Consider the following 14261-nt stretch of genomic DNA (forward strand, 5'->3'; position numbering starts at 1 on the left):
CTAAAACTCCAGAATTTTTCTGGTATAATGAAACACAATTAAGCATTGAGGAGTTTTCTTTTGGAAGCAAAAATTAAACGTGATCGAAAAATTAACGGCATCGTCTTTAGCCTGATTCTACTCTTAATTTTATTTTTAGTTTTAGGAGCGATTTTTTTCATTCGGGCAACAAGACCTCAGCGGCAAGCAAAAGCGGAGGCGGCAGCCATCGCTCAAACTTATGCCAATGTCAGCACCGTCGATACCTTTTACTGGTTTACCTGGGGTGAAAGTTATTTCACCGTGCTGGGAGAAGATGCGGATAGCCAAGCGGTGGCCGTCATTATTTCGCAAGACGGTGGCAACGTGAAAGTCGTCAATCAAAGCGACGGCTATTCAGAAATGGAAATCCGTTCGATTGTCCAGCAGGATTACAATAATCCAACCATTTTAAAGGCCAATTTAGGCATGTATCAAGACCAAGTCGTCTGGGAGGTTATCACCCGCGACAGTTCACAGCAGTTAACTTATTATTTGCTAGATTTTACTACGGGAAGTGAAGTCAGTGTTGTCGCTGACGTTTAATTTCGAATAAAAAATTGAAGGGGACATGAGTTATGTTATCAAAACGTGCGGAGCAATTAGAACCATCCGTGACTTTTGCGGCTTCAGCTAAGGCTAAAGCGCTGAAAGCCGAAGGGAAGGATGTATTGAGTCTGACTGTGGGAGAGCCAGATTTTCAAACACCAGAAAATATTAAAACAGCAGCGATTCAAGCGATTAAAGATGGGAAAACGCATTACACACCATCAGCGGGAATTCCAGAATTGCGTCAAGCAATCGTTGACCATGTAAAAACTTATTATGGTTTGGAGTATCAGACAAAGGAAGTTATCGTAACCGATGGCGCAAAATTTGCGTTGTACGCTCTTTTTCAAGCCATCCTCAATGATGGCGATGAAGTGATTATTCCAGCACCTTATTGGGTGAGCTACGGTGAGCAGGTGAAATTAGCAGCCGGCAAACCAGTTTTTGTTGAAGGCCTCCATGAAAATTGTTTTAAAGTGACTGTTGAACAGCTGGAGTCTGCTAAGACTGAAAAAACCAAAGCGCTGATTTTAAATTCACCATCAAATCCAACGGGAATGATTTACACGAAAGAAGAATTGACGGCCATCGGATTATGGGCTGTTGAAAATAATGTCTTGATTATCGCAGATGATATTTACGGCCGCTTAGTTTATAACGGCAATCAATTTACACCGATTGCCACTTTAGGCGAAGCCATCCGCAACCAAACAATTATTATTAATGGCGTGTCAAAAACATATGCGATGACCGGCTGGCGCATTGGTTATGCAGTGGGTGATCAAGAAATTATTGCAGCGATGATTGATATCGCATCGCAATCCACTAGTAATCCAACCGCAATCAGTCAGTATGCTGCTTTAGAAGCTTTGACTGGACCACAAGAAACGGTTGAAGTGATGCGGGAGGCCTTTGAAGCCCGTTTAAATGAAATTTATCCACTGGTAGCCGCTTTACCTGGGGTGAAACTGGAGAAGCCCCAAGGCGCCTTTTATCTTTTTCCAAATGTGAAGGAAACTTTAGAAATCTGCGGCTATGACAATGTCACAAAATGGGTTGATGATTTATTAGCGGAAGGCTATGTTGCCTTAGTAACCGGCGAAGGCTTCGGCGCACCGGAAAATGTGCGGATGAGTTATGCCGCTGATTTAGAGACCTTGAAAAAAGCTGTCGAACGAATGGCAGCCTTCATCGAAAGTAAACGACAAAAGTAAGTTTTTAATTTTAGCTAAAAACAATTCGGGATAATTGTAGACTAGTTGAAAAGTTGAATTCATTTGACTTTGAAGAGGAGAGACAATCGTGAAACAAATATCAATTATTGATTCAAAAGATCACGTAGGAGAAACAGTCCAAATCGGAGCCTGGGTCGCCAATAAACGTTCCAGCGGGAAAATTGCTTTCTTGCAATTGCGGGATGGCACAGCTTATTTCCAAGGAATTGTTGTGAAGAGTGAAGTGCCGGAGGAAGTTTTCCAACTGGCAAAAAATCTGAATCAAGAAACTGCCATTTTACTAACCGGTGAAGTACGGGAAGATACCCGTTCAAAATTTGGTTATGAAATTGGGATTTCTGCTATTGAAGTCGTCGGCGAAAGTCATGACTATCCAATTACACCGAAGGAACACGGCACTGATTTTTTGATGGATCATCGCCACTTATGGCTGCGTTCATCAAGACAGCATGCCATCATGCAAATTAGAAATGAATTAATTCGGGCGACTTACGAATTTTTCAACAGTAATGGCTTTACCAAAATTGATCCACCAATCTTAACTGGTTCAGCAGCTGAGGGCACAACGGATTTATTTGAAACTAATTATTTCGATCAAAAAGCCTACTTGTCTCAAAGCGGCCAATTGTATATGGAAGCAGCTGCTATGGCCTTTGGTAAGGTTTTCTCATTCGGGCCAACCTTTAGAGCAGAAAAATCTAAAACGCGCCGTCATCTGATTGAATTTTGGATGATTGAACCAGAGATGGCCTTTATGCATCAAGAAGATAGTTTAGAAGTCCAAGAACAATATGTGGCCTTTTTGGTTCAAAGTGTGTTGGACAATTGTGATTATGCTTTAGATGTTTTAGAACGGGACAAAGAAGTCTTGAAAAAATACACTCAGTTGCCCTTCCCACGAATCAGCTACGATGAAGCAGTTGAATTATTACAAAAAAATGGCTTTGAAGATATCCAATGGGGGGATGATTTTGGTTCACCTCATGAAACATTTATCGCCAACTCCTTTGAGCAACCTGTCTTTATTTTAAATTATCCAAAAGCAATCAAACCGTTTTACATGAAGCCGCATCCAACAAGGGATGATGTTGTGATCTGTGCGGATATGATTGCTCCAGAAGGCTATGGCGAGGTAATCGGCGGCTCCGAGCGGGCAACCGACTTTGAATATTTGTTAGAACAAATCAAAGCCCATGGTTTAGATGAAGAAGAATATCAATGGTATTTAGATTTAAGAAGATATGGTAGTGTGCCTCATTCCGGTTTTGGCTTAGGCTTAGAACGGGCGGTAACTTGGATTGCCGGCATCGAACATGTCAGAGAAGCGATTCCGTTCCCACGTCTATTAAATCGGATTTATCCATAACAGAAAAAAGTGGAAACTCTCACCTTTGAGGGTCTCCACTTTTTTATTTTAAGAAAAATTAACGAGCTGAACTTTTACGGCGGGCTTTCCGACGATTTTCTTCAATCATCGCCTCTTTTTCAGCGATTGGATCAATGACTGTTTTTTTCACACTAGCTAAAAAGCCAGCTGCGACAGCCACTGTAGTTAAGCTGCCAAGGACAACGCCAGTTACAAATTTTTTCATAGTTCTCACCCTTTCAATTATTCTAGACATCTTTATTATGAAGGAAATCTAAAAAAAATACTAGTGAAAGGCAATTCGTAAGAAAAAAATTCTGAGAGCTTCTTTAAAAAAAGCAGATGTGCTACAATTAGCTGAATAACAAGAAGAAGGGGTCATTTATGATTACTTTAGGGATTGATACAGCCAATCAGCCCTTGGCAGTTGGGCTGATTCAAGACGGAAAAATTTTGGGAGAAATTCAAACAGCAGTCAAAAAAAATCACAGCATGACATTAATGCCAGCAATTGAAGAATTGACGGCTGCAGTTGGTTTGAAACCCGCAGAGATAGATCGGATTGGTGTAGCGCAAGGACCTGGTTCCTATACAGGATTAAGAATCGGTGTAACCATTGCCAAAACGTTAGCTTATACATTAAAAAAAGAATTAGTTGGCATCTCCAGCTTAAAAATAATTGCAGCCAATTGCCACAATGTAAAGGGCTGGCTAGTGCCATTATTTGATGCCCGTCGGGAAAATGTCTATGCGGGAATCTATCAGTGGCAGCAGGGAGAATTAATTGAAGTTTTAGCTGATCAACACATTGCTTTAGCGGAACTTTTGGAAAAAATTCCAGTAGAGCAAGAGGTTTATTTTGTTGGAATGGATACCGAAAAATTTTTAGGCAAGCTTGAGGGCAATCCCTTTTGGACTATAAATACCATTGCAGAATGGGATTTACCCAGAGGGACCGTAGCAGCCGCCTTGGCAGCAGCGGGAGAACCGGTAACAGATATCCATGGTTTCTTACCCGATTATTTGAAACGGGTAGAGGCCGAAGAAAACTGGTTGAAAACCCATCATGAGAACGGGGAAAGCTATGTTGAAAAAATTTAAAGAATTTCTTCAACTCTTTTTTTCCACACGGGAGCCACTGACTTATCCTGAGCAGCAGGTAACCATTCATGGGCAACTTTATTTAGCACGTCAACTTGAGGTTGTCGATGTGGATCAAGTTTTTGCTTTGGAGGGGGACGTTTATTTTAATGAGCATCCTTGGACACGAGGTACTTATATCCATGAGCTGCGCCAAAGCAAGAGTAAACTGTATTTAGGTTTATTTTTAGACAGCCAGCTATTAGGCTTTGTTGGTTGTCGGGTGGCCAGCGGTGATTGCCATATTACCAACGTTGCAGTCAAGCCAGCTTTGCAAAGTAACGGCTTGGGCTCTTGGCTGATTGACGAAGTCGAAAAATTTGCTATAATGTGGCAATGTGAGAGTATGAGTTTGGAAGTTAGAGTTAGCAATCTCAGCGCTCAGCGGTTGTATCGACGCAAAGGGTTTGTATCAAGAAAAGTTAAATACAATTACTATGATGACAGTGCTGAAGATGCACTGGACATGGTGAAATATCTTTAAGTGAGGGATTGGCAGTGTTAGTCAATAAACATTTTCTGCCGGCAGAAAAATTAGCTTCTAAGTTATGGCAAATGGCAGAAGCCAGCTATCAATTTGGAGCGCCGTGGCAGGAAAATGAATTTCTAGCTGATTTAAGTTTAGATCACAGTGAGTACGTAATCTTGGTGGAGGATGATGTGATGTTAGGTTTTCTCGGCTATCATTGGGTCGTTGAAGAAGCGGAGATTACTAATTTAGTTGTCAATCAAACAGAAAAGCATCAGGGTGTCGGCAATCGTTTAATTTGTGAGCTGATGGATCAGGTGGGCAGTAAAGGTGTCGAGCATGTCTATTTAGAAGTGCGGGCCTCCAATGAAGCCGCTCAGAAATTATACAAGAAAAATAAATTTGTTGCTGTGGGCAAACGAAAACACTATTATCAAAACCCTCAGGAAGATGGAATTGTGATGTCAGGAAAGGTGCGCATTGAAAAATGTCAGAAGTTAAGAGTTTAATTTTGGCGATTGAAAGCAGCTGCGATGAAACCAGCGTCGCCGTTGTCGAAAACGGCGAAAAAATTTTAGCCAACATTGTCGCATCGCAAATAAAAAGTCATCGCCGTTTTGGCGGCGTCGTGCCAGAAGTAGCTAGTCGTCATCATGTGGAGCAGATTACTTTGTGTATTGATGATGCGTTGGCGGAGGCAGAAATTGAACCGCAAGATTTATCAGCAGTCGCTGTAACTTATGGCCCCGGCTTGGTAGGCGCCTTACTGATTGGCGTGTCAGCTGCTAAAGCTTTTGCTTGGGCATATGATTTGCCGTTAATTCCAGTCAATCATATGGCAGGGCACATTTATGCGGCAAAATATGTGCAGCCGTTAAAATTTCCGCTTTTAGCTTTACTAGTCAGCGGCGGGCATACCGAATTAGTTTATATGGTTGAAGATGGTTCTTATGAAATCATCGGCGAGACCCGTGATGATGCCGCCGGAGAAGCCTACGATAAAGTCGGCCGCATTTTAGATCTGCCTTATCCCAGCGGAAAAGCTTTGGATGAATTGGCTCATCAAGGAAAAGATACTTATCATTTTCCACGGGCAATGCTGCAAGAGGACAATTTAGATTTTAGTTTTAGCGGTTTAAAGAGCGCCTTTATCAATTTAGTTCACAATGCGCAGCAACGGGAAGAAATGTTAATTCCTGAAGATTTAGCAGCCAGCTTTCAAGCCAGTGTGGTCGATGTCTTAGTCGGCAAAACTAAAAAAGCTTTAGCTAGCTATCCCGTCAAGCAATTAATTATTGCCGGCGGTGTTGCTGCCAACCAAGGTTTAAGAGCAGGCATGACTGAAATGATGGCTGAAAATTATCCGGAAATTGAACTGTTGATTCCGCCATTGCGTTTATGCGGTGATAATGCGGCTATGATTGGCGCTGCTGGCTATATTGAATTTAAAAAGCAGCATCTAGCTAATATGGCTTTGAATGCCAAGCCAAGTTTGACATTTTAAATTGAATGCTGCGGTTTTTCTAGAAATTTCCGCAGGAGTCTGCTATAATTTTGGCAGTTAAAAAAGTCTGTTACGACAAAAGAGTAACGATTACAGATTTTCACAGCGAGTTTAGATTTGGTGGGAGCTAAACAAAAATGTAATGGTGAAACGCCCTTGTCAGATTCTATTTGCAGACGGTAGCTACCGTTATCAGCATAAAGTTGGCCGCAATTGCGGCAATCAGAGTGGTACCGCGGGAAATTCTCGTCTCTAGTTCTGTCAGTTTTAGAGCTGACAGTCTTAGAGGCGTTTTTTATTTACTTATTTATTTTGTTAAGGGGAGAATTTTATGAACAATCAAGAAATCGTGGCAAAGGTCATCTTTGATGTTATCAAAGAACATTTGTCATTGGCAGAAGTCCAAAAATTATTGGAAACACCCAAGTCAGTTGATCATGGCGATGTAGCCTTTCCAGCCTTTGCTCTAGCCAAGGCTTTTCGCAAAGCGCCGCAGCAAATTGCTGCTGATTTAAAAGAGCAGATTAACGGGGAAGCCTTTGAAAAAATTGAAGTCGTGGGACCTTATTTAAATTTCTTTATGGACAAAGGCCAAGTCACTGAAAAAACGTTGAAGGCCGTGATTGAAGCCGGTGAACATTTCGGCGACAGCACAATTGGTGAAAATGGCAATGTCACGATTGACATGTCATCGCCAAATATTGCAAAACCAATCTCAATGGGTCATTTGCGCTCAACGGTTATCGGCAACTCCATCGCCTTAATCATGAAAAAAATCGGCTACAACCCGATTCGGATTAATCACTTGGGAGACTGGGGCACGCAATTTGGCAAATTAATTGTGGCTTATAAAAAATGGGGTAGCGAAGAGGCAGTGCGGGCAACACCGATTACGGAGTTGCTGCGTCTTTATGTACAATTCCACGAAGAAGCTGAAACAGATAAAGCGTTGGAAGATGAAGCGCGGGCTTGGTTTAAACGCTTAGAAGAAAACGACGAAGAAGCGTTGCGTCTATGGCAGTGGTTCAGAGAAGAATCTCTAAAAGAATTCAATAAAATTTATGACATGTTGGAAATTTCTTTTGATTCTTTAAACGGAGAGGCCTTCTACAATGATAAGATGGCTGAAGTTGTTACTTTGTTAGAGGAAAAACATCTATTAAAAGAAAATCAAGGAGCAGAAATTGTTGATTTGTCTGCCTATGACTTAAACCCAGCCTTAATCCGTAAATCTGATGGGGCAACTTTATATATTACTCGAGATTTAGCGGCGGCTATTTATCGTAAACGGACCTATGATTTTGCCAAGTCGTTGTATATTGTAGGGAACGAACAAAGCAATCACTTTAAACAATTAAAAGCCGTTCTCAAAGAGTTAGGCTTTGATTGGTCAGATGAGATGGTCCACGTGCCCTTTGGTTTAATTACTCAAGGTGGTAAGAAACTATCCACCCGTAAAGGTAAAATTGTTTTATTAGAAGAAGTTTTAAACGAAGCAATTGCGTCTGCTAATGAACAAATTACCGAAAAAAATCCTGACCTTGCTAACAAGGATGAAGTGGCCAAACAAGTTGGTGTTGGAGCGGTAGTTTTCCACGACTTAAAAAATGATCGTTTAAATAATTTTGATTTTAATTTAGAAGAAGTTGTCCGCTTTGAAGGAGAAACCGGTCCTTACGTGCAATACACTTATGCTCGGGCAATGAGCATTTTACGGAAGGCTGACTTTGTCGCAGATGCTGAGAAGTCATATACCTTGGCTGACCCTGAAAGCTGGGAAGTCGTAAAATTATTACAAAAATATCCTGAAACAGTTTTACAGGCGGCTAACAATTTTGAACCGTCAGTGATTGCTAAGCATGCGATTAAATTAGCGCAGGCTTTTAATCGATACTACGCCCAAACTAAAATCTTAGTCGATGACAATGAAAAAGAAGCTCGTCTAGCACTAGTTTATGCGCTGACAACCTTATTAAAAGAAGATTTGCGTTTGCTGGGTGTTCATGCACCGCAGGAAATGTAGGACATTGTTCAAGAGCGGAATATTCCGCTCTTTTTTGTATGAAAACAATTTCAAAATTCCTGCCCAGAATCTTCATAAGTTTTTCAAAAATTTTGTTTAAATTATTTTTAAGAAGACTGACGCTAATGGGAGTGGTGAGAATGACCAAATTAGAAATTCTTCAATTAATTGTGGCGGTTTTATTATCCGGTGGGATTATTTTAAAAATTAAACAGCTATCAGCTTTTTTAAGTGATATTTTTGAAAAAAATCGTTAACAATGTTTTACCATTGCTTTTTTAGGGAAAATCCGCTAGAATTTAAGTAATCAACAAAGGAGGTCTTCAGCCATTGAAATTTTAAGCCAATTTTTTAGAAGAGAACAGAAAATAATTGCTCCCTTTATAGGAGGAGTTTGTTCTTTTTCAGGATTGGTCTAAAGATGGGATGAAGACATCGCTTAATTTTTTGAGCAGTTTTTTAATCAACCCCTCAACCGTCTTGAATAGGCGGTTTTTTCACGTCTGCCTACAAAACTCTTACTTGAGCTGGGGCACAAGGAGGAGTTTTTTTATGGCAACAATTGAAATAAAAGACTTAAATTTTGCCTATGACGGCAAGGAACCACTTTTTGAGGATGTCAATTTGACGATTGACAGTCATTGGAAATTAGGAATTATCAGTCGTAATGGTCGAGGAAAAACCACTTTAATGAAGCTCTTGTTAGGTCAAGAGGAATATAACGGGCAAATTATTCATCAACAACAATTCGTGTATTTTCCTCAAACGGTCAATGATCCGACTAAATTGACGTATTATGTGTTACAGGAACTATCTGATTTTGAAGATTGGCAGGTTTTGCGGGAGCTGCATCAATTAGGGTTGGACGACTCTATTTTTTGGCGGCCCTTTGATACCTTAAGTGGCGGCGAGCAAACAAAGATTTTGCTAAGCCTGCTGTTTTTAGAAGAAGGCTATTTTCCGTTGATCGATGAGCCGACCAATCATTTGGATTTAGCTGCTAGAGAACAAGTCGCCGGATATTTGAAGAGAAAGAAAAATGGCTTTATCTTAATCAGCCATGATAGACAATTTGTCGATGAAACGGTGGACCATATCATTTCGATTGATAAAAATCGTTTGGTTTTGTATCAAGGAAATTATTCGACTTACGATGCTGAAAAAGAGCGGGAAGATAATTTTGAGCAGCAGCAAAATCAAAAGCTCAAGGGAGAAATTTCCCGTTTGAAAAAAACGGCCAAAGAAAAAGCTCAATGGTCACAAAGTCGTGAGACAGACAAATATGGCAAGCCGAATCAAAAAGGCAGCGGCGCCATTGGAGATACTGGCTTTATCGGTGCTCGGGCTGCTCGGGTGATGAAGAAGTCCAAGAATTTGGAACGGCGGATGGATAAAAACATCGCCGACAAGGAGCAGCTGTTAAAAAATATCGAATACATTGATCCGTTGACCTTAAATTATCAACCGGATTATCATCAGCGTTTTCTGACCTTAGAAAACGTTAGCTTAAATTTTGGCGCTGAGCCCCTTTTTGAAGCGGTCAATGTCGATTTGTTAAAGGGCCAGAAATTAGCGATTACGGGTGAAAATGGTTCTGGTAAATCCGCTCTATTAAAAGCGATTTTAGGGACCTTCACTGGTGAAATCAATGGGAAAATCAATTTGACGCAGGGAATTAAAATTTCTTATATTAAACAAAATTACGAAGCGAATCAAGGATACTTGAAGGATTTTGCTGAGACGGAGGGCTTAGATTACGAAAGTTTCCTGAGTAATTTAAAAAAATTAGGGATGGAACGTGATGTCTTCACCCAAAAAATTGAGACGATGAGTATGGGGCAAAAGAAAAAAGTGGAGGTGGCCAAATCCTTTTCTCAACCGGCGGCTTTATATGTTTGGGATGAGCCTCTAAATTATTTGGATGTCTTCAATCATAAACAATTGGAGGAACTGATTTTAAGTGTTGAGCCGACCTTGATTTTAGTCGATCACGATCAGCGTTTTATTGATGAAATTCAAGTGGACCACCAATTAAAACTAAAAAGAGTCTTGAAAACAGCTAAATAGGATTTTTCGAATTGAAGCTAAATTTTGAAAATAACAATATATGGTTGAGCATTATCAAGTGAAACAACTGCCATGAAGACTGTTTTTCGCAGCGTAAATGGCAGTTATTTCATTGGGGAATTACTTTTTTAGAAATTTTATACTTGTTTTACAATTAGATTGTAAAACAATCACAGTAAATACATGGGAATCAGTGATTTTCTATTGACTAATTACCTGTTGTACTATAAACTATTCAGAGTGTGTCAGGTAGACACAACTATCTCACATTCAAACATGTTTTTTAAAGTGGTGCTTTCTTTACTAGAGAGTTCTTTAAAAAGTTAAGTGTTTGGAGAGGGAAACAAAAAACCAAAAATTGGAGGAAACACAACATGGCAGTAATTTCAATGAAACAATTGCTAGAAGCCGGCGTTCACTTTGGTCACCAAACTCGTCGCTGGAACCCGAAAATGAAGAAATACATCTTCACAGAAAGAAATGGTATCTACATCATTGACTTGCAAAAAACAGTCAAATTAGTAGATGCAGCATACGACTACATGAAAGCTGTTGCTGAAGAAGGCGGCGTTGCTTTATTTGTCGGAACTAAAAAACAAGCACAAGAAGCAATCAAAGACGAAGCTATTCGTTCAGGTCAATACTATGTAAACCACCGTTGGTTAGGGGGAACTTTAACTAACTGGGATACAATCCAAAAACGTATTTCTCGTTTGAAACAAATCAATACGATGGAAGAAGATGGCACTTTTGAAGTGTTGCCTAAAAAAGAAGTTGTTGGTTTGAATAAAGAACGGGAACGTCTACAAAAATTCTTAGGCGGTATCGCTGATATGCCGAGAATTCCTGATGTAATGTACATCGTAGACCCTCGTAAAGAACGCATCGCTGTTCAAGAAGCTCACAAATTAAACATTCCAATCGTGGCAATGGTTGATACAAACTGTGATCCAGATGAAATCGATGTAGTGATTCCTTCAAATGATGACGCAATTCGCGCCGTTAAATTGATTACTGCGAAAATGGCTGATGCCTTTATCGAAGGTAACCAAGGGGAAGACCAAGTGATTGAAGAAGATTTTGTCGTTGAAACAGATGCAGACGGCGCAACTTCAATCGAAGAAATCGTTGATGTAGTAGAAGGCGACAACGCTGCTGAATCAGCTGAATAATTTTTAAAAATCGGAGCTGTTTCAAAGGCTAGGCTACAGGCCGCACTCTCCTTTGAAGCAGCTTTTTTTAGAGAAAATGATATCCAATAAAATTTATCATCAGGAGGAATTACTAAGATGGCAGATGTAACAGCTAAAATGGTAAAAGAATTACGGGAAAGAACTGGCGTTGGCATGATGGACGCTAAAAAAGCATTAGTTGAAGTAGAAGGCGATATGGATCAAGCAATCGACTTATTACGTGAAAAAGGGATGGCCAAAGCTGCTAAGAAAAATGACCGGATTGCAGCAGAAGGTTTAGCTTCTGTGGCTGTTAATGGTAACGTTGCAGCGATTGTTGAAGTGAACTCTGAAACTGACTTCGTTTCTAAAAATGAAATGTTCCAAGACTTAGTTAAAGAAATCGCTGAAGTAATTGCAGCAAACAAACCTGCTGACATGGATGCAGCAATGGCTTTAGAAACTTCTAAAGGCAAAATGGACGCTGCTTTAATCGAAGCAACACAAGTTATCGGTGAAAAAATCAGCTTCCGTCGTTTTGAAATTGTTGAAAAAACTGACGATGCTGCATTTGGCGCATACCTACACATGGGTGGCCGGATTGCTGTATTAGCTTTATTAGAAGGCACAACTGACGAAAACGTAGCCAAAGACGTTGCAATGCACGTTGCGGCTATCAACCCTCGTTATGTGAATGAAACTCAAATTCCTCAAGAAGAATTAGATCATGAAAAAGCAATCTTAACTGAACAAGCTTTAAATGAAGGCAAACCAGCTCAAATCGTTGAAAAAATGGTTGAAGGCCGCTTGAAGAAATTTAAAGCGGAAATTGCTTTAGTTGACCAACCTTTCGTTAAAGACCCTGACATGACAGTGGAACAATATGTTGCTTCTAAAGGCGCAACTGTTAAATCATTCACTCGTTTTGAAGTCGGCGAAGGTATTGAAAAACGTGAAGATAACTTTGTTGAAGAAGTTATGAGCCAAGTGAAAAAATAATCTGTTTATGATAACAGATGGGAACCCATGGAAATGGGCTCCCTTTTTTTGCAGTCAAACAGCCCCATGATAGCAAAAATTTCAATTATTTTACACAGACAGATTTTTTTATATTAAAAAATAACTGAAACTAAGAGATACTTTGGCAGTTGGTCCAAGACTATGATAAAATATCTGTTAGAAAGAGTTGGAGGAATACACATGAAACCGAAATATCAACGAGTCGTATTGAAACTTAGCGGAGAAGCTTTAGCTGGCAACGAAGGTTTTGGTATTAAGCCGCCGGTCATCAAAGAAATTATCAACGAGATTAAAGAAGTCCATGAATTAGGTGTTGAAATGGCCATCGTCGTTGGTGGCGGAAATATTTGGCGGGGGCAGATTGGTGCTCAAATGGGGATGGAAAGAGCCCAAGCGGATTACATGGGTATGTTAGCAACGGTGATGAACGCACTAGCTTTACAAGACACGTTAGAAAATGTCGGCGTACCAACCAGAGTGCAAACTTCAATTGAAATGCGACAAATCGCTGAACCGTATATTCGTCGTCGGGCAGAACGCCATTTAGAAAAAGGTCGGATTGTGATTTTCGCCGGCGGAACCGGTAATCCATATTTTTCAACGGATACAACAGCCGCATTAAGAGCAGCTGAAATTGGCGCAGATGTCATTTTAATGGCCAAAAATAATGTCGATGGTGTTTACTCGGCGGATCCTAAAGTCGATGCAAATGCTGTCAAATTTGAAGAGTTAACACATTTAGAAGTTATTTCTAAAGGCTTACAAGTAATGGATTCAACTGCAAGTTCGTTGAGTATGGACAATGATATTCCATTAGTCGTCTTTAACCTAAACGAGACTGGTAATATTCGCCGGGCAATTTTAGGAGAAAATATTGGAACAACTGTGAGGGGGAAATAATCATGGCAGATGCAATTATGGACAGTGCCAAAGAAAAAATGAAAAAAGCTGAGGAAGCTTTACAAAGAGAACTTGGACAAATCAGAGCAGGCCGGGCAAATGCCAGCCTCTTGGATCGTATTCAAGTAAATTATTATGGCGCACCAACGCCAGTTAATCAAATGGCTTCAATCAACATTCCTGAAGCACGGGTTTTAATGATTACGCCTTTTGACAAAACTACTCTTGGCGATATCGAAAAAGCGATCATGGCCAGTGACATCGGCATTAGCCCAACCAATGATGGCAATGTGATTCGTTTGGTAATTCCGCAATTAACAGAAGAACGTCGGAAAGAATTAGCCAAAGAAGTAAAAAAAGTTGCTGAATCAGCAAAAATCGTAGTCCGCAATGTGCGTCGTGATGCCCTTGATGACTACAAGAAACAACAAAAGAGCGGCGACTTAACTGAAGATGACTTGCGGGATATGGAAAAGCAAGTCCAAACTTTGACAGACAACAGCATCAAACAAATTGATCAAATCACTGCTGACAAAGAAAAAGAATTACTAGAAGTTTAATTTTAAGCAGACGAGCAGGCAAGCGCTGTGGCGCTGGTCTGCTCTTTTTTCGTCGTAAATTTTTTAAAAAGCAGTTAAGGACTGGTAAAACTCACGAATATTCATAGGCAAGGCCGCCAGTTATTGATATAATATTTGGGAATCTAGGAATGATAGGTAGAAAGTTCTTACTGCATCTTTAGAAAGATTAAGTACTTGAGATGAGTCAGTTCGTCAGTTCTGCTTTTCGCAGCAAACA

The 14261-nt window shown here is 40.2% G+C and carries 14 protein-coding genes and 1 other annotated feature; of the genes, 13 read left to right on the forward strand and 1 reads right to left on the reverse strand.

Features of this window, described 5'->3' with window-relative positions:
• The first annotated feature begins 60 nt into the window (after window positions 1-60).
• The 3 genes from ORH16_RS12340 to asnS all read left to right on the forward strand — a co-directional run bounded on the left by ORH16_RS12340 (window position 61) and on the right by asnS (window position 3168).
• Entirely contained in the window at window positions 61-564 is a 504-nt protein-coding gene (locus ORH16_RS12340) for a DUF5590 domain-containing protein (protein WP_265459139.1), read from the forward strand.
• A 32-nt stretch (window positions 565-596) separates the two neighbouring features.
• Window positions 597-1781, forward strand: coding sequence for a pyridoxal phosphate-dependent aminotransferase (locus tag ORH16_RS12345; RefSeq protein WP_265459140.1), 1185 nt, complete (start codon window positions 597-599; stop codon window positions 1779-1781).
• An 88-nt stretch (window positions 1782-1869) separates the two neighbouring features.
• Window positions 1870-3168 (forward strand): asparagine--tRNA ligase, encoded by a 1299-nt coding sequence (gene asnS, locus ORH16_RS12350; RefSeq protein ID WP_265459141.1) that lies wholly within the window; start codon window positions 1870-1872, stop codon window positions 3166-3168.
• 58 nt (window positions 3169-3226) lie between these two features.
• On the opposite strand, the gene ORH16_RS12355 is transcribed toward asnS, so the two are convergent.
• The gene (locus ORH16_RS12355; RefSeq protein ID WP_265459142.1) at window positions 3227-3394 is read right to left on the reverse strand and encodes a DUF3042 family protein; all 168 of its coding nucleotides are present in this window, start codon (window positions 3392-3394) and stop codon (window positions 3227-3229) included.
• 158 nt (window positions 3395-3552) lie between these two features.
• Here ORH16_RS12355 and tsaB point away from each other — a divergent pair, with 158 nt between their 5' ends.
• The 10 genes from tsaB (at window position 3553) to frr (ending at window position 14023) form a co-directional block, all read left to right on the forward strand.
• A complete protein-coding gene (gene tsaB / locus ORH16_RS12360) occupies window positions 3553-4269 on the forward strand; it encodes a tRNA (adenosine(37)-N6)-threonylcarbamoyltransferase complex dimerization subunit type 1 TsaB (protein WP_265459143.1) in 717 nt (238 codons plus the stop codon).
• Complete coding sequence (gene rimI / locus ORH16_RS12365) at window positions 4253-4792, forward strand: ribosomal protein S18-alanine N-acetyltransferase (RefSeq protein ID WP_265459144.1); 540 nt, start codon at window positions 4253-4255, stop codon at window positions 4790-4792. Before tsaB ends, rimI (ORH16_RS12365) begins: the two co-directional genes overlap by 17 nt.
• Window positions 4793-4806: 14 nt before the next feature.
• Window positions 4807-5286, forward strand: coding sequence for a ribosomal protein S18-alanine N-acetyltransferase (gene rimI, locus ORH16_RS12370; protein ID WP_265459145.1), 480 nt, complete (start codon window positions 4807-4809; stop codon window positions 5284-5286).
• A complete protein-coding gene (tsaD, locus tag ORH16_RS12375) occupies window positions 5265-6281 on the forward strand; it encodes a tRNA (adenosine(37)-N6)-threonylcarbamoyltransferase complex transferase subunit TsaD (protein WP_265459146.1) in 1017 nt (338 codons plus the stop codon). The genes rimI (ORH16_RS12370) and tsaD overlap by 22 nt, the downstream gene beginning before the upstream one ends.
• Window positions 6282-6341: 60 nt before the next feature.
• Window positions 6342-6538, forward strand: a binding site (T-box leader).
• A 74-nt stretch (window positions 6539-6612) separates the two neighbouring features.
• Window positions 6613-8304, forward strand: a complete 1692-nt coding sequence (gene argS, locus ORH16_RS12380) for an arginine--tRNA ligase (RefSeq protein WP_265459147.1) — start codon at window positions 6613-6615, stop codon at window positions 8302-8304.
• 552 nt (window positions 8305-8856) lie between these two features.
• A complete protein-coding gene (gene abc-f, locus ORH16_RS12385) occupies window positions 8857-10371 on the forward strand; it encodes a ribosomal protection-like ABC-F family protein (RefSeq protein WP_265459148.1) in 1515 nt (504 codons plus the stop codon).
• Window positions 10372-10745: 374 nt separating this feature from the next.
• Window positions 10746-11543, forward strand: a complete 798-nt coding sequence (gene rpsB / locus ORH16_RS12390) for a 30S ribosomal protein S2 (RefSeq protein ID WP_265459149.1) — start codon at window positions 10746-10748, stop codon at window positions 11541-11543.
• Window positions 11544-11660: 117 nt separating this feature from the next.
• A complete protein-coding gene (gene tsf / locus ORH16_RS12395; protein ID WP_265459150.1) occupies window positions 11661-12542 on the forward strand; it encodes a translation elongation factor Ts in 882 nt (293 codons plus the stop codon).
• A gap of 201 nt (window positions 12543-12743) precedes the next feature.
• Complete coding sequence (gene pyrH / locus ORH16_RS12400; RefSeq protein WP_265459151.1) at window positions 12744-13463, forward strand: UMP kinase; 720 nt, start codon at window positions 12744-12746, stop codon at window positions 13461-13463.
• Between the two features lie 2 nt (window positions 13464-13465).
• On the forward strand, window positions 13466-14023 hold the full coding sequence (gene frr / locus ORH16_RS12405) for a ribosome recycling factor (RefSeq protein ID WP_265459152.1): 558 nt from the start codon (window positions 13466-13468) through the stop codon (window positions 14021-14023).
• The last annotated feature ends 238 nt before the right edge of the window (window positions 14024-14261 follow it).

This window comes from Enterococcus sp. HY326 (assembly GCF_026157065.1).
Taxonomy (GTDB): domain Bacteria; phylum Bacillota; class Bacilli; order Lactobacillales; family Enterococcaceae; genus HY326.

Bases quoted from the DNA above. Each gene is read 5' to 3' on its own strand.
- ORH16_RS12345 (WP_265459140.1), top strand. From the start codon at position 597: ATGTTATCAAAACGTGCGGAGCAATTAGAACCATCCGTGACTTTTGCG.
- ORH16_RS12355 (WP_265459142.1), bottom strand. From the start codon at position 3,394: ATGAAAAAATTTGTAACTGGCGTTGTCCTTGGCAGCTTAACTACAGTG.
- tsaB (WP_265459143.1), top strand. From the start codon at position 3,553: ATGATTACTTTAGGGATTGATACAGCCAATCAGCCCTTGGCAGTTGGG.
- rimI (WP_265459144.1), top strand. From the start codon at position 4,253: ATGTTGAAAAAATTTAAAGAATTTCTTCAACTCTTTTTTTCCACACGG.
- tsaD (WP_265459146.1), top strand. From the start codon at position 5,265: ATGTCAGAAGTTAAGAGTTTAATTTTGGCGATTGAAAGCAGCTGCGAT.
- argS (WP_265459147.1), top strand. From the start codon at position 6,613: ATGAACAATCAAGAAATCGTGGCAAAGGTCATCTTTGATGTTATCAAA.
- abc-f (WP_265459148.1), top strand. From the start codon at position 8,857: ATGGCAACAATTGAAATAAAAGACTTAAATTTTGCCTATGACGGCAAG.
- rpsB (WP_265459149.1), top strand. From the start codon at position 10,746: ATGGCAGTAATTTCAATGAAACAATTGCTAGAAGCCGGCGTTCACTTT.
- tsf (WP_265459150.1), top strand. From the start codon at position 11,661: ATGGCAGATGTAACAGCTAAAATGGTAAAAGAATTACGGGAAAGAACT.
- pyrH (WP_265459151.1), top strand. From the start codon at position 12,744: ATGAAACCGAAATATCAACGAGTCGTATTGAAACTTAGCGGAGAAGCT.
- frr (WP_265459152.1), top strand. From the start codon at position 13,466: ATGGCAGATGCAATTATGGACAGTGCCAAAGAAAAAATGAAAAAAGCT.